The sequence below is a fragment of the Cupriavidus sp. GW821-FHT02F09 genome (genome assembly GCF_059421605.1).
Genome location: NZ_JBWKVH010000011.1, coordinates 56,710 through 76,085 on the forward strand (window position 1 = coordinate 56,710; position 19,376 = coordinate 76,085).

General features: G+C 66.2%; 18 protein-coding genes. 8 read left to right on the plus strand and 10 right to left on the minus strand.

All coding sequences use genetic code 11. The features are described from left to right. Positions 1–41 precede the first annotated feature (41 nt). The 10 genes from AC07XB_RS14935 to AC07XB_RS14980 form a co-directional block, all read right to left on the minus strand. Positions 42–557, minus strand: a complete 516-nt coding sequence (locus AC07XB_RS14935; protein WP_492372281.1) for an aromatic-ring-hydroxylating dioxygenase subunit beta — start codon at positions 555–557, stop codon at positions 42–44. Between the two features lie 38 nt (positions 558–595). Further along, a complete protein-coding gene (locus AC07XB_RS14940) occupies positions 596–1,885 on the minus strand; it encodes an aromatic ring-hydroxylating dioxygenase subunit alpha (protein ID WP_492372223.1) in 1,290 nt (429 codons plus the stop codon). Positions 1,886–1,899: 14 nt separating this feature from the next. Further along, positions 1,900–3,186 carry an NAD(P)/FAD-dependent oxidoreductase gene (locus AC07XB_RS14945; protein ID WP_492826886.1) on the minus strand — a complete coding sequence of 429 codons (1,287 nt, stop codon included), beginning with the start codon at positions 3,184–3,186 and terminating at the stop codon, positions 1,900–1,902. A 9-nt stretch (positions 3,187–3,195) separates the two neighbouring features. Further along, entirely contained in the window at positions 3,196–3,513 is a 318-nt protein-coding gene (locus AC07XB_RS14950; protein WP_492826888.1) for a non-heme iron oxygenase ferredoxin subunit, read from the minus strand. A gap of 74 nt (positions 3,514–3,587) precedes the next feature. Further along, a complete protein-coding gene (locus AC07XB_RS14955; protein WP_492826890.1) occupies positions 3,588–4,664 on the minus strand; it encodes a branched-chain amino acid ABC transporter permease in 1,077 nt (358 codons plus the stop codon). Then, the gene (locus tag AC07XB_RS14960; RefSeq protein ID WP_492826892.1) at positions 4,664–5,548 is read right to left on the minus strand and encodes a branched-chain amino acid ABC transporter permease; all 885 of its coding nucleotides are present in this window, start codon (positions 5,546–5,548) and stop codon (positions 4,664–4,666) included. The genes AC07XB_RS14955 and AC07XB_RS14960 overlap by 1 nt, the downstream gene beginning before the upstream one ends. 12 nt (positions 5,549–5,560) lie before the next feature. Further along, positions 5,561–6,307, minus strand: coding sequence for an ABC transporter ATP-binding protein (locus tag AC07XB_RS14965; protein ID WP_492826894.1), 747 nt, complete (start codon positions 6,305–6,307; stop codon positions 5,561–5,563). Next, positions 6,304–7,080 (minus strand): ABC transporter ATP-binding protein, encoded by a 777-nt coding sequence (locus tag AC07XB_RS14970; protein ID WP_492826896.1) that lies wholly within the window; start codon positions 7,078–7,080, stop codon positions 6,304–6,306. The genes AC07XB_RS14965 and AC07XB_RS14970 overlap by 4 nt, the downstream gene beginning before the upstream one ends. A 61-nt stretch (positions 7,081–7,141) precedes the next feature. Beyond that, positions 7,142–8,368 carry an ABC transporter substrate-binding protein gene (locus AC07XB_RS14975; RefSeq protein ID WP_492372219.1) on the minus strand — a complete coding sequence of 409 codons (1,227 nt, stop codon included), beginning with the start codon at positions 8,366–8,368 and terminating at the stop codon, positions 7,142–7,144. 167 nt (positions 8,369–8,535) lie between these two features. Beyond that, complete coding sequence (locus tag AC07XB_RS14980) at positions 8,536–10,140, minus strand: MFS transporter (protein ID WP_492372218.1); 1,605 nt, start codon at positions 10,138–10,140, stop codon at positions 8,536–8,538. Positions 10,141–10,361: 221 nt separating this feature from the next. Between AC07XB_RS14980 and AC07XB_RS14985 the strand changes: the two genes are divergently transcribed. From AC07XB_RS14985 to AC07XB_RS15020, 8 genes are all read left to right on the plus strand, one after another. After that, on the plus strand, positions 10,362–11,324 hold the full coding sequence (locus AC07XB_RS14985) for an amidohydrolase family protein (RefSeq protein ID WP_309406136.1): 963 nt from the start codon (positions 10,362–10,364) through the stop codon (positions 11,322–11,324). A gap of 23 nt (positions 11,325–11,347) precedes the next feature. After that, the gene (locus tag AC07XB_RS14990) at positions 11,348–12,100 is read left to right on the plus strand and encodes a maleate cis-trans isomerase family protein (RefSeq protein ID WP_463322599.1); all 753 of its coding nucleotides are present in this window, start codon (positions 11,348–11,350) and stop codon (positions 12,098–12,100) included. A 1-nt stretch (position 12,101) separates the two neighbouring features. Continuing rightward, positions 12,102–12,947 carry an alpha/beta fold hydrolase gene (locus AC07XB_RS14995; RefSeq protein WP_492826899.1) on the plus strand — a complete coding sequence of 282 codons (846 nt, stop codon included), beginning with the start codon at positions 12,102–12,104 and terminating at the stop codon, positions 12,945–12,947. 39 nt (positions 12,948–12,986) lie between these two features. Next, entirely contained in the window at positions 12,987–14,033 is a 1,047-nt protein-coding gene (locus tag AC07XB_RS15000) for a 2,5-dihydroxypyridine 5,6-dioxygenase NicX family protein (protein ID WP_492826901.1), read from the plus strand. Beyond that, a complete protein-coding gene (locus AC07XB_RS15005) occupies positions 14,030–14,659 on the plus strand; it encodes an N-carbamoylsarcosine amidohydrolase (protein WP_492372214.1) in 630 nt (209 codons plus the stop codon). Before AC07XB_RS15000 ends, AC07XB_RS15005 begins: the two co-directional genes overlap by 4 nt. 243 nt (positions 14,660–14,902) lie before the next feature. Further along, complete coding sequence (locus AC07XB_RS15010; protein ID WP_492826903.1) at positions 14,903–17,311, plus strand: xanthine dehydrogenase family protein molybdopterin-binding subunit; 2,409 nt, start codon at positions 14,903–14,905, stop codon at positions 17,309–17,311. Between the two features lie 6 nt (positions 17,312–17,317). Further along, the gene (locus AC07XB_RS15015; protein WP_492826905.1) at positions 17,318–18,145 is read left to right on the plus strand and encodes an FAD binding domain-containing protein; all 828 of its coding nucleotides are present in this window, start codon (positions 17,318–17,320) and stop codon (positions 18,143–18,145) included. A gap of 8 nt (positions 18,146–18,153) precedes the next feature. Next, positions 18,154–19,320 (plus strand): xanthine dehydrogenase family Fe-S subunit, encoded by a 1,167-nt coding sequence (locus tag AC07XB_RS15020; RefSeq protein WP_492826907.1) that lies wholly within the window; start codon positions 18,154–18,156, stop codon positions 19,318–19,320. Positions 19,321–19,376: the final 56 nt, after the last annotated feature.

Below are 19,376 nucleotides of genomic sequence, written 5' to 3' on the forward strand. Positions count from 1 at the left end.
ACAGTGCGCCGGCATGGCGCCGGCGCTTGGGCCATACCCGCTCAGACCGGATACACCAGGTCGTTGGCGATGATGGTGGTGTCGTACACGACCTGGCGCTCGGCCAGCAGCAGCTTGCCCTCGATGCGGGCGAAGCGGTCGTGATACGTGCCCGCCATGTGGATGGTGGTGGGCCCTTCCACCAGCGTTTGCAGCAGCAGGAAGCTGGCCTGGGCCTGGATCTCGCCAGACTCGCCTTGATCGGTGACGCGCGTATTGGTGACGAGATGCAGCATATAGCGCGGCGCGAACATCTGGGTGCGCGCAATCGCCACCGCCCGGTCGTGCATCATGCCGCGGCCTTCGGCATAGACCAGGCCCACCGGCAGCCCGAGTTCCACGTTCTCCCGTGCGGTGACGCGGTAGATGCAATCCTCGGTAAAGAACTCGGGCCACGTTTCCACCATGCCGGCATCGAGCACGGCGCAGTATTCGCTGTGGAAGGCGTCGATCTCCATGCGCAGCGCTTGCGCGCGCGCGGGGGCCAGCTGGCAGGGGCGAAAGAGGCTATGCGCCATCGGTGTCATGGTTGGGGTGATTGTCGGTGTCATGCTGTTCAGAACCCCATCACGCTGCGGTAGTACTGGTACATGGCGCGGATCGCGGACTCCGAGATCAGCGAGTTGGCGGTGCCGACGTGTCCGGGATCGAGCTTCAGCACGTTGCGGTCGGTGCTGGAGCGGCGCACGCCCTCCTGCACGAACTTCATCGCTTCGTTGTCTTCCAGGCCAAGGAAGCCGGCCGGGCCCATCAGGTTGCCCTGGCGCAGGCGGTGGCGCGTCATCTCCTCGGTGTCGTCCTCATAGCCGAACATGGTCCACTGCATCAGCATGCTGTCCGGGCCGTTGGGCACGATCTGGCGCACGCCCAGCGTGTTCATCTCGCGCTGCACGATCAGGTTCGGCCAGATGGTCTGCATGGTGACGGACCACGGCGAATCGAACTCCTTGATGTACTCCAGGAAGCGGTCGTCCTGCAGGCGCATGCCTTCGTGGTAGGAGCGCATCTCCTTCTTGTTCTCGTCGCTCACCGCCGCATACTTGTCTTCCTTCTTGGCCGACGCCATGGTGCCGTGGCGGCCGTGCACCGGGTCCGCGATCATGGCGGAGTCGTTGCCGGCGACCAGCAGGCCAAACACCACCAGGAAGGAGTGCAGCAGCGTGGCGTGGTACGGGTCCTTCAGGTTCTCGTGGTACATCTTCCAGTTGCAGGGCAACTCGTTCTTGTAGTACCCGAGGATCTTGAGCGGCTTGCCGTTGAACACCACGTCGAAATCCTTGAGGATTTCCGGCGTCATGTACACGTCCAGCGGTTCCATGTCGTTGGCGTACGAGGCGAAGATCACCCCGTTGCGCGTGGCCACGTTCAGCTTCACCAGGCCATGGTCTTCATTGCGGAAGTCCTTGGGCATGCCACCGGCACGATTCACGCCGCGCTTGAACGGCACGCCCTGCAGGTTGCCCTTCAGGTCGTAGGACCACTGGTGATACGGGCAGACGAACTCCTTGGCGTTGCCCTGGCCATGCCGGCAGAACTCCGCGCCGCGGTGGGCGCAGCGGTTCTCGAAGACATTGACGGAGCCGTCTTCAGCGCGCGCCACGACGACGGGCGTCGGCCCGACGTAGGAACGCTTGAAGTCGCCCGAGTTGGGAATCTCGGCCTCCAGCGCGACGAAATTCCACGAGCGGCCGCGGAAGATTTTCTCCAGTTCCAGGTCGTACACGGCATTGCTGGTGTACACCCAGTCAGGGATGAAATGCAGGGCGTCCTCCGGCCACAGGCAGGCGGCCAGTTCGGCATCTTTGGCGCGCGGCGTGCGGTTGATGACCGCATGGGTCTGGTACATGTTTCGTTCCTCGTTCAGGATTGGGTTTCGCTCGCGCGCACGGCGGCGGCTTCGCGCGCCGCCTGCTTCAAGGGCAGGGCCGTGTCGCACAGCAAGCCGATATCGCAGGCGGTGCCTTGTTCGATCAGGTTGCGGAGCTGGCGCAGGTCGCCGCCCGCGTTGACGGCGATGGCGTGGCGAAGTTGTGCGCCGGCCATGCCAAGCAACAGGAATTTTGGGGGGGTGTCGCCCTCGGATGCTTCTGCGCTGCCGCGCAGCGTGTAGCGCAGCGTGGGGTCCATGGCGCCCAGCATCTGGATATTGCAGCCGAGCTGGTCGGTCCAGAACCAGGGTAAGGCGGCCGGGGCCGTCGGCACGCCGAGCATGGCGGCCGCGGCGATGCGGGCCTGCTCATTGGCGTTCTGCCACGACTCCAGGCGCATCTCCTGGCCAAACAACGGCTGGTATTGGCTGGTGCAATCGCCGGCGGCAAACACACCCGGCGCGCTGGTGCGGCAGTGCGCGTCGACCCGGATGCCGCCGTTGCCCGGGTGGAGCGCAAGCCCGGCTGCCTCTGCCAGGCCCACGTTGGGCTGCAGCCCGATGGCCACCACCACCAACGGCGCGCGCAAGGCGGTGCCGTCCGCCAGCATGACGGCAACCTCGTCCGCGGCCGGCGGGATCGACGCGATCTCGCAGCCCAGGCGCAGGTCGATGCCGAGGCCGCGCGCGCGTTGCGCCAGCCAGTCCGAGAACACGCTCGGCACGGCGCGCTGCAGCAACAGCGGCGCGGCTTCGACCACTGTCACCGCCAGCCCCATGGCGCGGGCGCTGGATGCGGTTTCCAGTCCAAGGAAACCGCCGCCGATCACCAGCACCGCGCGCTCGCGGCGCAGCGCGGCCCGCAAGCCGCGCGCATCGGCCAGCGAGCGCAGGTAATGCACCCGGGGCTGCCCCTCGGGCAAGGCGGGCAGGGTGCGGGCACGCCCACCGGTCGTCAGCAGGCAGCGGCTGAAGGAAATCGCCTGGCCATCGGCGCAATGCGCCGTGGCGCTGGCGGGATCGAGCGAGGCCACGGTGGTGGCCAGGCGCAAGTCGATGCCTCGCTCGGCATAGAAGCCCGCCGTGTGCACGCCGATGCGCTCGTCTTGCTGTTCGTCCGCCAGCACGGCCTTGGACAGCGGGGGGCGCTCATACGGCGCATGGGCCTCGCCGCCGACCATGACGATGCCGCCGTCATGGCCCAGCGTGCGCAGCGCGGCGGCGGCCGTGGCGCCAGCCTGGCCGGCGCCGATGATCAGGATGGGGGCGTCTTGTGACATGGCCGGCGCTCAGGCGGTGACCATGACATCGACCAGGACATCGCTGTCCACGATCTTGACCGGGTAGACCTTGATGCCCTGGGTGGCGGGCGCGCACATGGCCTGGCCGGTGCGGATATCGAAGCGCGCCTGATGCAGCGGGCATTCGATGCAGCCATCCTCCAGATAGCCGTCGGACAGCAGCGCGTACTGGTGCGTGCAGACGTTGTCGGTGACGAAGTACTCCCCTTCGCTGCGGTACAGGGCCAGCTGCGCGTCGCCTAGCGTGAGCGGCATCACTTCATCGTCCTGAAGCTGGCCGGTAGTGGCGATCTTGGTCCAAGGCATGATGCATCTCCTTTGATCAGTATGCTGAGTATTAATGCTCAGTGTACTGATTTAAATTGCCGACTGAATCAGCGTTAACCCTTGAGCGTCGCCGAGGCGGCCGAGGTGGCCGAGGTGGCGGAATGGCCGTGCAAGGGCGTGGCGGCGCTGGCCGGGGCAGGGCGCGCCTGCGCGGCCCGGCGCTCCAGCAGGGCTTGCACCTCGCCCATGATGCCGCGGCGAAAGGTGAGCACGCAGACCACGAAAATCAGGCCTGTGACCATGCTGACCGACTCTCCCAGCGTATTGAACCAGTCCACGCCCGTCATCGCGGCCAGGCTGCTGCCGGCATCGCCGAGTTTGTTTTCGACCGCGACAATCACCAGCGCGCCCAGGATTGGCCCGGACAAGGTGCCCATGCCACCCACCAGCGTCATCAGGATGACGGATCCGGACATGGCCCAGTGCACGTCGGTCAGCGTGGCAAAGCCGAGCACCAGCGTCTTCAATGCGCCTGCCAGTCCCGCCAGCGCGGACGACAGCACAAAGGCCAGCAGCTTGAACCTGTCCGTGTCGTAGCCCAGCGAGATGGCGCGCGGCTCGTTTTCCTTGATGGCCCGCAGCACCTGACCGAAAGGCGAGTTCACCACCCGCGCGATCAGCAGCAGTGCGGCGCCGACCACGATGGACGCCACGTAGTACATCGTCAGGTCGCCCTCCAGCGAGAACAGCCCGAACAGGCTGCCGCGCGGCACCGCCTGCAAGCCGTCCTCGCCGCCCGTCACCGGAGCCTGCAGGCAGAAGAAGTAGAACATCTGCGCCAGCGCCAGCGTCACCATCGCAAAGTAGATGCCCTGACGCCGGATCGCCAGCGCGCCAAAGGCCAGGCCGAGCAGCGCGCCGAACGCCGTGCCGGCCAGCAGCCCGAGCTCCGGCGTGGCGTGCAGGGATTTCATCACGTAGCCGCAGGCATAGGCCGCGCCGCCAAAGAACGCGGCATGGCCGAAGGACAGCAGCCCGGTAAAGCCCAGCAGCAGGTTGAAGGCGCAGGCAAACAAGGCGAAGCACATCAGCTTCATCGCCAGCACCGGGTAGGCGCCGAGAAAGGGGGCAAGCGCGACGGCCGCCATCAGCAAGGCGCCGGTCAGTCTTGCGCGAGAGTCAACGGTCATTATTTTTCCTTTCCGAACAGGCCGGCGGGGCGCACCATCAGCACGCACACCATGGCCACGAAGACGACGGTTGCCGAGGCTTCCGGGTAGAACACCTTGGTCATGCCTTCGAACACGCCCAGGCCCAGCCCTGTAAAAATGGAACCGAGGATCGAGCCCATGCCGCCGATCACCACCACGGCGAACACGGTGATGATCAGGTTCTGGCCCATCAGGGGCGAGATCTGCATCACGGGCGCGGCCAGCACGCCGGCAAAGGCGGCCAGCCCCACGCCGAAGGCGTAGGTCAGCGTCACCAGCAACGGCACGTTGATGCCGAATGCTTCCACCATGCGCGGGTTCTCCGTGCCGGCGCGCAGGTAGGCGCCAAGCCGCGTCTTCTCGATCACGTACCAGGTGGCGAAGCACACCACCAGCGAGGCCGCCACCACCCAGGCGCGGTAGTTGGGCAGCACCATGAAGCCCACGCTGGTGGCGCCCGTCAGCGCCTCGGGCGTGGCGTAGGACAGGCCGGAGACGCCATACGCCGAGCGCAGCAGCCCTTCGATCAGCAGGCAGATGCCTAGCGTCAGCAGCAGGCCATAGAGGTGATCGAAGCGATAGAGCCGGCGCAGCATGGTGCGCTCCAGCACCACGCCCAGCACGCCGGTGACGAGCGGGGCGAGGAGCAGCATCAGCCAGTAGCCCAGCCCCAGGTAGGCCAGCCCCATCCAGGCCAGCACGGCGCCCAGCATGAACAGGGCGCCATGGGCAAAGTTGATGACATTGAGCAGGCCAAAGATGACTGCCAGCCCAAGGCTCAGGATGGCGTAGAACGAGCCGTTGACGAGTCCGAGCAGCAACTGGCTCAGCAGTGCGGGCATGGGTATGCCAAAAAATTCCATGACGAGGGTTCCTTACACGCCAAGCAGGGCGTTCAGCTTGGGCATCTTGCGCGCGAGCGCGCTGGCGTCGAAGCACTCCACCATGCGGCCGTGCTCCATCACGTAGAAGCGCTCGGCGAGTGGCGCGGCGAAGCGGAAGTTCTGCTCCACCATGACGATGGTGTAGCCGCGTTTCTTGAGCGTGGTGATCATTCTGGCGAGGGTCTGGACGATGACGGGGGCCAGGCCTTCGGAGATTTCATCGAGCAGCAGCACGCTCGCGCGGGTGCGCAGGATGCGGGCGACGGCCAGCATCTGCTGCTCGCCGCCCGACATGCGCGTGCCCTGGCTCTTGCGGCGTTCCCACAGGTTGGGGAACATCGCGTAGATCTCGTCCAGCGGCATCGGCTCGCGGCCTGATGTTGCAACGTCAGGCTTGAACACCGGCGGCAGCATCAGGTTTTCCTCGCACGACAGGCTGGAGAAGATCGCGCGTTCTTCCGGGCAATAGCCCAGGCCCAGCGGCGCGATGCGGTGCGTCTTCATGCCGATGGTCTCGGTGCCGTTGACGCGGATCGAGCCCTTGCGGGCGCCGACCAGCCCCATGATGGCGCGCATGGTGGTGGTGCGGCCCGCGCCGTTGCGGCCCAGCACGGTGACGACTTCGCCCGGGTTGACGGTCAGGTCCACGCCATGAAGGATGTGGGATTCGCCGTACCAGGCGTGCAGGTCCTGGATCTGCAGGGCGGGGGTGGATTGGCTCGTGGGTTGGCTCATCATGCGGCCTCCGCCGGTTCGGCATCGGCCGTGCCCATGTACGCTTCCATCACTTGCGGGTTGCGCGTCATTTCCTCGTATGGCCCTTCCGCCAGGATGGCGCCGCGCTGGAGCACGGTGATGCGCTCGGCGATGGACGACACCACGCTCATATTGTGTTCCACCATCAGTACGGTGCGTCCGGCGGAAACCTGCTTGATCAAGGCGGTCACTACCTCCACATCCTCGTGCCCCATGCCTTGCGTGGGCTCGTCGAGCAGCATCAGCTCGGGGTCCATTGCCAGCGTGGTGGCGATCTCCAGCGCACGCTTGCGGCCATAGGCCAGCTCGGCGGTCGGCAGGTCGGCAAAGCCCTCCAGGCCGACGGCCTTGAGCAGCGCGACCGCGCGGTCGTTGAGCTCGTCCAGCGAGCGCTTGCTCTTCCAGAAGTGATAGGCGGTGCCGAGCTTGCGCTGCAGCGCCACCCGCACGTTTTCCATCACGGTGAGCTGGGGGAACACCGCCGAGATCTGGAAGGACCGGATCACGCCCTTGCGGGCGATCTGGGCGGGGCGCGCCCGCGTGATGTCCTCGCCGTTGAACAGGATGGTCCCGGCGGAGGGCGAGTGGAACTTCGTCAGCAGGTTGAAGCACGTGGTCTTGCCGGCGCCATTGGGCCCGATCAGGGCGTGGATGGCGCCACGCCGAACGCGCAGGTCGACCTGGCTGACGGCGGTGAAGCCCTTGAACTCCTTGGTGAGCCCCCGGGTTTCAAGGATGACGTCAGCCTGGCTCATGCGTGCTCCGCTTTTGGGTCTTGGCAGGTTGGGTCTTGGCAGGTTGGTTCTGCATCGCGGCTCACTTCTTCACCAGTGCGCATTCGCTGGCGGACAGCGGGCGGAATGCCGAGTCGCCGGGGATGGTGCTGATGTACTTGACCAGGTCCCACGGGCCCTTGGACTCCGCCGGCGTCTTGGCCTGCGCCAGGTACATGTCATGCACCATGCGGCCATCCACGCGCACCTTGCCGGCATGCACGAAGTCGTCGTTGACCGCCAGGGCGCGCATCTTTTCCGCTACCGCCGGGCCATCCACCGTCCTGGCCGCCTCAACCGCCTTCAGGTAGTGCAGCACACCGGAATACACGCCGATCTGCCCGTGCGTCGGGTAAGCCTTGTGCTTGGCGTAGAAGCGCTCCACGAAGGCCTTTGACCTGGCGTCGAGGTCGAGCTTGAATGGGTCCACATAGGTCAGGCCCTGCGCCACGCTCGGGCCCAGGCTCTTCAGGTCGGTGATGAAGGTCGACGGCGTGATCACGGTCTGTCCGCCCTTGATCAGGCCGAACTCGCCCGCGGCCTTGACGCCGTTGATCATGTCGTTGCCGGCGTTGGCCAGCACCACCACCTTGGCCTTGGACGCAGAGGCGGCCACGATGGGGCTGCTGAAATCGCTGGCGTTAAGCGGATGCTTGGTGCTGCCCACGTTCTTGCCGCCGCTGGCCTCCACCTCCTTGCGGAAATCCGATTCCAGTGACTGGCCCAGCGCGTAGTCCACGGTGATGTAGTACCAGCTGTTCTTGCCGTCGGCGATCAGCCGCTTGACCAGCGGCGCCGACACCGAATACGTATCCCAGCCCCAGTGAAAGCCGGTGGGCGAGCAGTTCTGGTTGGTCAGCGCCATGGCGCCGCCGGTGGAGACGATATTGATCTTCTGTTTTTGCCTGGCGATTTCCTGCACCGCCAGCGCGGTGGAGGAGTTGGGGAAATCGATCACCATGTCCACGCCATCGGTGTCGAACCAGCGGCGCGCCAGCGACGAGGCGATGTCCGCCTTGTTCTGGTGGTCGCCAGAGAGCACCGTGACCGGCTTGCCGAGCGCCTTGCCGCCGAACTCTTCCACGGCCATCTGCGCCGCGAGCACCGAGCCGCGGCCCGAGAGATCGGCGTAGGAGCCGGACATATCGGTAATCACGCCAACCTTGACGCCGTTGGCATCCGCCAGCGCGGCGGTGCTGCAAAGCAGGGCGATCAGGGCGGGGATCAAGGCAGGAATCGGGGTGCGGCGTGCGTTGTGCAGAGACTTCATGGGGGCGCTCCAGACAGGGTGAGTGGGGTTCGGGAACCGGGATAGAAAACCAGATGGCTTCGTCTTGGTGCAGCGATCAGTATGCTGATCATTAACTGCAGTGTACTGAGCAAATTTCGCGCCAGAGGACGAAGCCGGGCTACAGGGCTACAGGGGGCACAGTGGGATCAGGTATCCAGGTTGCGGCCACGGGTCTCGGGCACGAACACCATGCCGACGACAAAGGCGATGGCGGCGATCGAGACCGGATACCAGAGGCCGAAGTACACATTGCCGCTGGACACGTTCATCGCCGTCACGACGAACGACAGCATGCCGCCGACCCAGCCCGCACCCAGGTGGAAGGGCAGGGACAGCGACGTGTAGCGGATGCGCGCCGGGAACAGCTCGACCATGAACGCCGCCAGCGGGCCGTACACCATGGCGAGCAAGAGGATGGGGATCAGCAGCATCAGGAACAGCATCGGGCGGTTGATGGCGGCCGGGTCTGCGTGCTCCGGCCAGCCGGCGGCCACCAGCGCCTGCTTGATCGCCGCTTTGTCAAAGCCCTGCAGCGTGGTGTCGCCGATGCGCAAAGCGGGCTGCGCGCGGGCATCAATCTGCGTGAATTCGTAGCCGACGCCAAGATCCGTCAGGTAGCCCTTGACCTTGTCGCACGCCGACACCGGCTCGGCAAACAGGCGGAAGTGGCAGTCGCCGGCGCGTAGCTGCACCGTGTTGCGCTGCTGGAACTGCTCCAACGCCGGGTTGGCGTAGTGCGTCAGCGCCCTGAAGATGGGCTGGGTGGCCAGCGCCGCCAGCAGGCAGGCGGCCATCATGATGTGCTTGCGGCCGATCCGGTCCGACAGCCAGCCGAAGAACAGGTAGCAGGGCGTGGCGATCACCAGCGCGATGCCGATCAGCAGGTGAACCAGTTCCAGCGGCACGTGCAGCGTCTTGTTGACGAAGAACATCGTGTAGAAATGACCGGTGCCAAAGATGGCGCCGAGCCCGGATGCCACCACGAACAGCAGCAGCACGTACTTCAGGTTGGCCCAGTTCGTGAAGCTGTCCAGGATGGGGGATTTCGACGTGGCATTCCCGGCTTTCATGCGCGCGAAGATCGGCGACTCATGCAGCTTGCCGCGGATGTAGACCGACACCACCAGCATCAGGAACGAGACCAGGAACGGCAAGCGCCAGCCCCATTCGCGGAACTGCGCCTCGGTGAGGAGTGTCTTGAGCAGGTACACGACCAGCAGCGACGAGAGCAGGCCGAGTGTGGCCGTGGTCTGCAGGGAACTGGTGTAGAGCCCGCGTTTTTCCACCGGAGAATGCTCGGCGACGTAGGTCACCGCGCCACCCACTTCGCCGCCCAGCGCCAGCCCCTGCAGCAGGCGCAGCACCACCAGCAGGATGGTGGCGGTGATGCCGATCTGGCCATAGGTGGGTAACAATCCGACACCCACCGTGGCGATCCCCATGAGCAGGATCGTCACCAGGAAGGTGTGCTTCCGGCCGATCTTGTCGCCCAGCCGGCCGAACAGCAACGCCCCGACCGGGCGCACCAGGAAGCCCGCGCCGAAGGTGGCAAGGCTGGCGAGGAAGGCCGTGGTCTCGTTACCGGGCGGGAAGAACAATGCACCAAAGTAGACCGCCAGCGCCGCGTAGATATAAAAGTCGTACCACTCCATCAGCGCCCCGAAGGACGACGCGAGGATCACCTTGCGTTCTTCCCTTGTCATGCCCTGCTTGCGCACGGCGGCACCGTCATTGGCCAGGCTGATCGTCATGGTCGTTTCTCTCCGGGGGCAGGTCAGCCTGCCCGTGTGTGTATCCCACACTGTCAGCATGCTGAGTAATTTCAATCAGTGTACTGAGCAGAATTTGTCAGTGTTATGGGGGTTAACCCTTTTGGCTCCGGCTAGACATTCCCCAACCTCGTTGCTATATTAAAAATGCTCAGCATACTGATCAATTAGCAAGCCCCCACCCAAACAGGAGTCGCCACAGCATGACGAGAATTCGGAAGATTGCCCTGGAAGAGCACTTCATGGCCCCCGGTTTCCAGGCCTATTCGAAGGGATACCTCCAGCACATCGACGCAGCGGTCATGGCCGATCTCGCCAGGCGCCTGGCGGATTTCGACGACATACGCATCGGCGAGATGGACCGCGCCGGCATCGATTTCACCATCCTGTCGCAGACCGGCCCGGGCGTGCAGGGCGAGACGGATCGCGTCGCCGCCATTGGCCGTGCCCGTGAGAACAACGACTTCCTGGCGGCACAGGTGGCGCGGCACCCCACGCGCTTCGCTGGCTTTGCCGCGCTGCCGATGCATGACCCCGTCACGGCCGCGGACGAGCTGGAGCGCGCCGTGAAGCAGCTTGGCTTCAAGGGCTCGCTGGTCAACGGCCACACGCAGGGCGTGTATTACGACGATCCATCCTATGACGCGTTCTGGGAGCGCATGCAAGCGCTGGACGTGCCCATGTACTTGCATCCGACCGATGCGTTTGTCGCGCCGCATGTGTATTCGGGCCATCCCGAAATCAGCGGCGCGGCCTGGGGCTGGGGCGTGGAGACGGCCAGCCACGCGCTGCGCCTGGTGTTCGGCGGCGTGTTCGACCGCTTCCCCCGGCTCAAGCTCATCCTTGGCCATATGGGCGAGGGGCTGCCGTTCCAGCGCTGGCGCTTCGATAGTCGCTTTGCGGTGTACTCGCATGGCATCAAGCTGGCGAAGAAGCCGTCGGAATACATCGGCAGCAATATCGTGATCACCACGTCGGGCGTGTGCTCGCCGGCTGCGCTGAACGGCGCGATTGCCGAGATGGGCGCCGAGGCCGTGCTGTTCTCGGTCGACTATCCCTACGAATCCACGGCGATTGCGGCGGACTTTATCGAGCAGGCACCGATGGACGAGGCCACCCGCCGCCTTGTCTGCCATGGCAATGCCGAACGCATTCTCAAGCTTTGAACCCCGAAACAACGGAGCACCCCGTGCAAAAGACTTTCCGGATCGGCCAGATCGTGCCGAGTTCCAACACCACGATGGAAACCGAAATCCCCGCGATGCTGCTCGCGCGCCAGCAGGTGCGGCCTGAGCGGTTCACCTTCCACTCCAGCCGCATGCGCATGAAAAAGGTGGTCAAGGAAGAACTTGCCGCGATGGACGGCGAATCCGACCGCTGCGCGCTGGAGCTGAGCGACGCCCGCGTCGACGTACTGGGCTATGCCTGCCTGGTGGCCATCATGGCGATGGGCCACGGCTATCACCGCGTCTCGGAGAAGCGCCTGCAGGCTCATACCGCGGCTAACGGCGCCGATGCGCCGGTGGTCACCAGCGCCGGTGCGCTGATCGATGCGCTCAAGGTGATCGGCGCCAAGCGTATCGCCGTGGTTGCGCCGTACATGAAGCCGCTGACCGAGCTGGTGGTGGACTACATCCGCAACGAAGGCTACGAAGTGGTGGACTGGCGCGCGCTGGAAATCCCCGACAACCTTGAAGTCGGCCGCCATGATCCTGCCAGGCTGCCCGGCATCGTCGCGCAGATGAACACCAAGGATGTGGACGCCATCGTGCTGTCCGCCTGTGTGCAGATGCCGTCCCTGCCGGCAGTGGCCAAGGTCGAAGCCATGACCGGCAAGCCGGTCATCACCGCCGCCATCGCCACCACCTACGCCATCCTCAAGCAACTCGACCTGGAGCCCGTGGTGCCAGGCGCCGGCGCTTTGCTCTCGGGCGCTTACTAAGATGAGTACCCTTGTTTGCGGCGGCAACGTCCACGCCAACGGCATCCGCCAGCACTATCTCCGCTATGGCGGCCACAGCGGTGCGCGCGTGACGCGCGATCCGGTGATCGTGGTGCCGGGCATCACCAGCCCGGCCATCACCTGGGGCTTCGTAGGCGAGCGCCTTGGCGAGCAGTTCGATACCTATGTGCTGGATGTGCGCGGACGCGGCCTGTCGTCCGCGTCGGACACGCTGGACTACAGCCTGGACGCCCAGGCCGCCGACGTGCTGGCGTTCGCGCAGGCGATGAACCTGCCCAGCTACAGCGTGGTGGGCCATTCGATGGGCGCGCGCATCGGCATCCGTGCCGCGCGCAGCCAGCCTGCCGGGCTGGCGCGGCTGGTAATGGTGGATCCGCCCGTGTCCGGTCCGGGCCGGCGCGACTATCCCGCGCAGCTCGCCTGGTATGTGGACTCCATGGCGGTGGCGCGCCACGGCGTGGACATCGAGACCATGCGGCGCTTCTGTCCCACCTGGACCGACGAGCAACTGGCGTTGCGCGCCGAATGGCTGCACACCTGCGACGAGCGCGCCGTGCTGGCCAGCTTCCAGGGCTTCCACACCGACGATGTGCACGCCGACTTGCCGGGCATTGGCATTCCTGCCTTGTTGATGGTGGCCGGCCGCGGCGATGTGGTGCGCGCCGAGGATATCGAAGAGATTCGCGGGCTGCTGCCGCAGCTTGAAGTCAGCCATGTACCGGGCGCCGGCCACATGATTCCCTGGGACGACGAGGGCGGCTTCTACAACGGGCTGGGCGACTTCCTCGGCGCCGAAATTGTCCCCCGGCAAAAGGCCGCGGCCTGAACTACCGATCGACCGATCTACCGATCAGCAGGAGAGAACATGCCAGTCAGTGACCACGCTCTGATCCAGGCCTGGAAACAGGTCCTCACGCTGTCCCGGCTCGCGCCCGGGCAGACCGTCACCATTCTCACCAGCGCCGCCACGCATCCGCAGACGCTGTCGTGCGCGCTGGTTGCCACCCAGGCGATGGGCGCCATCGTCAATCGCCTGGACCTGCCGCCCGTCAACGCGGACAAGGCCTTGAGCCGCGACCCGCTGGCCTACCTGGGCACCACGGCGCTCACCGGCAACCGTGCGGCCATTGCCGCGCTCAAGGAGAGCGACCTGGTGCTGGACCTGATGACGCTGCTGTTCTCGCCCGAGCAGCACGATATCCTCAAGACCGGCACCAAGATCCTGCTGGCGGTGGAGCCGCCCGAAGTGCTGGTGCGCATGGTGCCCACCGAAGCCGACCGCGAGCGCGTGAGCGCCGCCAACGCGCGGTTGTCGCGGGCCAAGGAGATGACGGTGACATCTGACGCGGGCACCGACCTGCGCTGCCCGCTCGGCGAGTTTCCCGCCATCAGCGAGTACGGCTTCGTCGACGAGCCGGGGCGCTGGGATCACTGGCCCAGCGGCTTCGTGCTGACCTGGCCGAACGAGGGCGGCGCGAGCGGGCGCATCGTGCTGGACCGCGGCGACATCCTGCTGCCGCAGAAGGGCTACGTGGCGGACCGGGTCGAGTTGACCGTGGAAGGCGGCTTTGCCACGCGCATCGAAGGCGGCCTGGATGCCGAGCTGCTGAACGACTACATGGCGTCGTTCAACGATCCGCAAGCCTACGCCATTTCGCACATCGGCTGGGGCTTGCAACCGCGCGCGCGGTGGTCCACGCTGGGCCTGTATGACAGGGAGGCCTCGATCGGCATGGACGCGCGGGCTTACGAGGGCAATTTCCTGTTCTCGCTCGGCCCCAACAATGAGGCAGGCGGTGGCCGCACCACCGCCTGCCATATCGATATCCCGTTGCGCAACTGCACCGTGAGCCTGGACGGCGAGGCAGTGGTCAGGCAAGGCAAGGTACTGGACGGATGGAACAGCAAATGACGAGACATGGCGAACTCCCCACCTACGAGCGCCAGGGCTTCGGCACCCAACTGCCGCTACAGGGCCCCGTAGGCCTGCTGATCGTCGACTTCGTCAACGGCTTCGCCGATCCGGCGATGTTCGGCGGCGGCAATATCGCCGAGGCCATCGCCAACACGGTGCCCCTGCTGGCCAGCGCGCGGGAACAGGGCTGGGCGGTGGCGCACAGCCGCATCGTGTTTGCCGACGACGACGGCGACCACAACATCTTCACGCTGAAGGTGCCCGGCCTGCTGACGCTGAAGGAGCATGGGCCGGCCAGCGCGATCGTTGCGCAGCTGGCCCCGCGCGATGGCGAGCTGGTAGTGCGCAAGACCGTGCCGTCCGCCTTCTTCGGCACGTCGTTGGCGGCGTGGCTGACGCAGCGCGGCGTGCGCACGCTGGTGGTGGCCGGCGCGGTCACCAGCGGATGCGTGCGCGCCAGCGTGGTCGATGCCATGTCGCACGGTTTCCGCCCGCTGGTGGTGTCGGACTGCGTGGGCGACCGCGCGCTTCAGCCGCACGCGGCCAATTTGTTCGACATGGAGCAGAAGTACGCCGCCGTGATGCCGCGCGAGCAGGCGCTGGCGGCGCTGGCCCGGCTCTGAGCAGTGCCCGGTGCGCACAGTGATGCGCACCACGCACGCGCATCGGCTGAAGCCCCAATTGACGGGCGCGGCCCGTTTCGCCAATGTGTCGATAAGCTCAGTGCACTGAATATGTGCCGCTGGACGTGCGATCAGGCAGGTGCACGGAAATTGCTTGCCGACTTGTTGGTTGCCGGGCTATCCGCTACCCACGAACCCCACAAAGCAGTCACGGACGGCGGCAAGCCCGGGCTGGAGAAATGTATGGACAAAGACCACATCGAGAAGCAAGGCGGGCAGGGCGTAGGCGCGCGCGTGGCGCGCAAGGAGGACGCGCGCCACCTGCATGGCAAGGGCCGCTTCGTCGCCGACATCGCCATGCCCGGCCTGCAGGAGGTTGCGTTCCTGCGTAGCCCCATGGCGCATGCGCGGCTGCTGGCGCTGCACAAGCCGGAAGGGCTGGAGCATGCGGTGATCGGGCGGGACGATATGCATGGCGCGCTCGATATCGTGGCCGACTCGGCTTTCCCGTCATACCAGCAGTCGGCGCAGCCGCCCCTGGCCGTCGGCAAGGTCCGCTTTGTCGGCGAGCCCATCGCCATGGCCTTCGCGCCGACCCGCGCGCAGGCCGAGGACATCGCCGAGCGCATCGTCGCGGAGCTCGATGAGCTGCCGGCGCTCACCGATGTCAATGGTGCGCGGCAGGCCAGCGGCACCACGCGCGTGCACGAGCACTGGAAGGACAACCACTTCCTCACACTCACCGCCGACAAGAATTTCGACGCGCTCAGCAAGACGGCCTCCGTGGTGGTCAGCCGCAAGATCGACCTGGCGCGCCAGTGCATGGTGCCGATGGAAGGCAAGGCCGTGCTGGCCTACTGGGACCACCAGTTCGACCAGCTGATCGTCTACAGCGCCACCCAGGTGCCGCACATGATCCGCACGGTGCTTAGCCATTGCCTGGGCCTGGAGCAGGAAAAAGTCCGCGTGATCTCGCCCGACGTGGGCGGCGCCTTTGGCTACAAGTGCGTGCTGCAGCAAGAGGAACTGTGCATCGCCTGGCTCGCCATGACATACCGCAAGCCGTTCCGTTTTATCGAAGACCGGCGCGAGCACCTGACTGCGGGCGCCAACTCGCGCGAGCACCACTACGAGGTCACGGCCTACGCCGACGCGCGCGGGCGCCTGCTGGCGCTGGACGCCAGGATCGCCATCGACGGCGGCGCCTATTCGGTGTGGCCCTTCACCATCGGCCTTGAACCCGGCCAGGCCATCGGCAACCTGCCGGGGCCGTACGCCTTCGACGGCTACCGCTGCATCACGGAATGCGTGGCCACCAACAAGCCCGGCTTTGTCCCGTACCGGGGCGTGGCGCGCACGGGCGTGTGCTTTGCCATGGAACTGCTGATGGATGCGCTGGCGCGCGAGGTCAAGCGCGAGCCGTGGGAGATCCGTTGCGAGAACCTGGTCCAGCCGGAATCCATGCCCTATGTCAACGTCACCAACAAGCACTTCGATGGCGGTGACTACCCGGCCAGCGTGCGCAAGGCCGCGCAGATGATCGGGCTGGCGCGCATCCGCGAGCGCCAGCGTCAAAGGCTGAACGATCCTTCGGCGGGCTCGCGCTATCTCGGCGTGGGCTTTGGCACCTACACCGAGCAATCGGCGCACGGCACCTCGGTATTCGCCGCCTGGGGCACACCGGTGATTCCCGGCTTCGATTCCGCCACCGTGCGCATCACGCCGGATGGCGGGCTGGAAGTGCGCGTCGGCGTGCACTCGCATGGCCAGGGCATGGAGACTACCTTTGCCCAGATCGCGCACGAGATCCTCGGCATCGATGTGTCGCGCGTGAAGGTCGTGCACGGGGACACCGGCGTGACGCCGTTCTCCACCGGCACCTATGCTTCGCGCTCGCTGGTGATGTCGGGCGGCGCGGTATCGCGTGCTTGCAAGGCGCTGGTGCCGCGCCTGCTGAAGATCGGCGCGCATATGCTGCAGCGTCCCGAGGACGAGGCGACGCTGGCTGGTGGTTCGGTCAAGGCGGGCGACGCCGCCGTGCCGATCAGCGAAATCGCCAACGCCTGGTATATCAACCCGCAGCGGCTGCCCGCCAATGTGGATCCCACCGGGCTGGAAACCACCATGGGCTACAAGCCCAACGTGGATACCGGCAGCTTCACGTACTCCACCCACGCCGCGCTGGTGGAGGTGGACACCGATTCCGGCCACGTCGAGATCCTCGACTACGTGGTCGTGGAAGACTGCGGCACCATGGTCAACCCCATGGTGGTGGAAGGGCAGACTTATGGCGGCGTGGCGCAAGGCATCGGCACGGCCATGTTCGAGGAGATGCGCTACGACGGCAACGGCCAGCCGCTGGCCTCCACGCTGGCCGACTACATGCTGCCTGGCCCGACCGAAATCCCCTCGATCCGCATCCACCATTTCGAGACGCCGTCGCCGCATACGGAATTCGGCGCCAAGGGCATGGGCGAGGGCGGCGCCATCGCGCCCCCCGCGGCCATCTTCAACGCGGTCAACGACGCGCTGGGGCAGTTCGGCGTGGAGTTGCTGGAGACGCCGCTCACGCCGCGCAAGGTGCTCGAAGCGCTGGCCCGCGCCGAGCAAGCCCGGAAGCCGCAAGCCACGCCAACCAGAGAGGCGGCCTGAACCATCATGAAAGCAGCTGCATTCACCTATCACGCGGCCCCCACGCTGGCCGCCACCTGCGCCGAGCTGGCGGACCGCACCGACAACGCCAAGGTCATGGGCGGCGGGCAGTCCATGGGCCCGATGCTTAACCTGCGCCTGACGCGCCCCGATGCCATCTACGATCTGTCGAAGCTCGCCGAGTTGCGCACGGTCACCACGCAGCAGGATCGCGTGCGCATCGGCGCGGCGGTCACCCATGCGCAGATCGAGGATGGCGAATTCCCGGCACTGCGCGGCGGCATGCTGCAATCCGTGGCGCGCGGCATCGCCTACCGCGCCATCCGCAATCGCGGCACCATCGGCGGCAGCCTGGCGCACGCCGATCCCGCGGCGGACTGGGTGGTGGTGCTGACCGCCGTTGGCGCGCAGATCGAGCTTGCATCGAAGGCCGGCACGCGCATCGTCCCCATGACGGAGTTCATGCTGGGTGCGTACACCACGGCGCTCACCGAAGGCGAGCTGATCAGCGCCGTCCATGTGCCGAGCCAGCCCGATACAGCACGGTGGGGCTACCACAAGCTGTGCCGCAAGACCGGCGAGTTCGCCGAGGCCAGCTGCGCCGCGTACTTCGATCCGTCCACGCGCTTCGCCCGCATCGCACTGGGCGCGCTCGACGGCGCGCCGGCGCTGCTGCGCGGCCTCGCCCACGACATGGCCGCGCACGGCCCCGCCGCGCTCACGCCACAGGCCGTGCTGGCCGCCGTGACGCAAGCCACGCCGGCCAAGGATGCGATCGACCGCAAGCTCTGCTGCGCAGCCGTCACTCGCTGCATCGAACAACTTTTCAACTGAGGGCCGCAGTGGAAACCATCACACTGACGATCAATGGCCGCGCCGCTGCCGGCGCCTGCGCGCACCGCACCCACCTGGGCGACTTCCTGCGCGACGCACAGGGCCTCACCGGCACCCACCTGGGCTGCGAGCACGGGGTTTGCGGCGCCTGCACCGTGCTGGTCGACGACAAGCCCGTGCGCTCGTGCATCACCTTTGCCAGCGCCTGCGCCGGCAGCAAGGTGGTGACCATCGAAGGCTATGACGACGACCCCGTGATGCGCGACCTGCGCGCTGCGTTCAACCAGCACCACGCGCTGCAATGCGGCTACTGCACGCCCGGCATGCTGGCCACCGCGCGCGACATTGTGCTGCGGCTGCCGGATGCCGACGAGGCAACCATCCGCCATGAGCTATCGGGCAACCTCTGCCGCTGCACGGGCTATATGGGGATCGTGGCCGCGATCAGCTCAGTGCTGGCGCAGCGCAAGCCACCTGCAACGGGCAACGCGGTGCAAGCCGTAGCAGCGACCGTGAAGCGCGAATTCGTCTGCTTCACGCCTGCTGCCGACAGCGCTGTCCAGGCCCAAGCCGAGCCTGCCGCCAAGGAAGAAGCCGAGCGCAGCGCCGACAAAAAGGGCTGGTCGCGCATCGACGGCAGCTTCAAGGTGCCGTTCCCGGCTGATGACGTGTGGGGCTTCATGGCGGACCTGCCGGCGGTGGCAAGCTGCCTGCCAGGCGCGGCGCTCACCGAGCAGGACGGCGATCGCGTAAAGGGGCATGTGGCGATCAAGTTCGGGCCGATGGCGGCGCGCTTCAACGGCGCGGCGCGGCTGGAGCGCGACGACGCGAACCGGCGCGGCGTGCTCAAGGGCGCGGGGCAGGATTCGCTGAGCAACTCCAAGGCCGCCGGCGACATCACCTATGTGCTGCAGGCGATATCGGCGGGCGAGACCGAAGTGCTGATCGACTTGCAATACTCCCTGCAAGGCCCGCTCGCGCAGTTCTCCCGCTCGGGGCTGGTGCGCGATTTCGTCCGGCGCATGATGGCGGACTTCGGCAAGAACGTCGCCCGCAAGATGGACCCGTCGTTGTCGGAGAGCGAGCGCAGCCAGGCCACGCAGATGAATCCGGTGTCGATGATGCTGGGGGTGATGTGGGAGAGGGTGAAGCGGGTGTTCGGCGTGGCCCGCTGACGCGGGGGGGGGGGGGGGGTTTGGGGGGGGGGGGGGGGGGGGGGGGGGGGGGGGTA

Excerpts from the sequence above, each read along its gene's own strand:
- AC07XB_RS15005 (WP_492372214.1), top strand. The coding sequence starts at position 14,030 with ATGACGAGACATGGCGAACTCCCCACCTACGAGCGCCAGGGCTTCGGC.
- AC07XB_RS14995 (WP_492826899.1), top strand. The coding sequence starts at position 12,102 with ATGAGTACCCTTGTTTGCGGCGGCAACGTCCACGCCAACGGCATCCGC.
- AC07XB_RS14975 (WP_492372219.1), bottom strand. The coding sequence starts at position 8,368 with ATGAAGTCTCTGCACAACGCACGCCGCACCCCGATTCCTGCCTTGATC.
- AC07XB_RS15010 (WP_492826903.1), top strand. The coding sequence starts at position 14,903 with ATGGACAAAGACCACATCGAGAAGCAAGGCGGGCAGGGCGTAGGCGCG.
- AC07XB_RS14935 (WP_492372281.1), bottom strand. The coding sequence starts at position 557 with ATGGCGCATAGCCTCTTTCGCCCCTGCCAGCTGGCCCCCGCGCGCGCG.
- AC07XB_RS14940 (WP_492372223.1), bottom strand. The coding sequence starts at position 1,885 with ATGTACCAGACCCATGCGGTCATCAACCGCACGCCGCGCGCCAAAGAT.
- AC07XB_RS14945 (WP_492826886.1), bottom strand. The coding sequence starts at position 3,186 with ATGTCACAAGACGCCCCCATCCTGATCATCGGCGCCGGCCAGGCTGGC.
- AC07XB_RS15015 (WP_492826905.1), top strand. The coding sequence starts at position 17,318 with ATGAAAGCAGCTGCATTCACCTATCACGCGGCCCCCACGCTGGCCGCC.
- AC07XB_RS14970 (WP_492826896.1), bottom strand. The coding sequence starts at position 7,080 with ATGAGCCAGGCTGACGTCATCCTTGAAACCCGGGGGCTCACCAAGGAG.
- AC07XB_RS14965 (WP_492826894.1), bottom strand. The coding sequence starts at position 6,307 with ATGATGAGCCAACCCACGAGCCAATCCACCCCCGCCCTGCAGATCCAG.
- AC07XB_RS14960 (WP_492826892.1), bottom strand. The coding sequence starts at position 5,548 with ATGGAATTTTTTGGCATACCCATGCCCGCACTGCTGAGCCAGTTGCTG.
- AC07XB_RS14980 (WP_492372218.1), bottom strand. The coding sequence starts at position 10,140 with ATGACGATCAGCCTGGCCAATGACGGTGCCGCCGTGCGCAAGCAGGGC.
- AC07XB_RS15000 (WP_492826901.1), top strand. The coding sequence starts at position 12,987 with ATGCCAGTCAGTGACCACGCTCTGATCCAGGCCTGGAAACAGGTCCTC.
- AC07XB_RS14985 (WP_309406136.1), top strand. The coding sequence starts at position 10,362 with ATGACGAGAATTCGGAAGATTGCCCTGGAAGAGCACTTCATGGCCCCC.
- AC07XB_RS14950 (WP_492826888.1), bottom strand. The coding sequence starts at position 3,513 with ATGCCTTGGACCAAGATCGCCACTACCGGCCAGCTTCAGGACGATGAA.
- AC07XB_RS14955 (WP_492826890.1), bottom strand. The coding sequence starts at position 4,664 with ATGACCGTTGACTCTCGCGCAAGACTGACCGGCGCCTTGCTGATGGCG.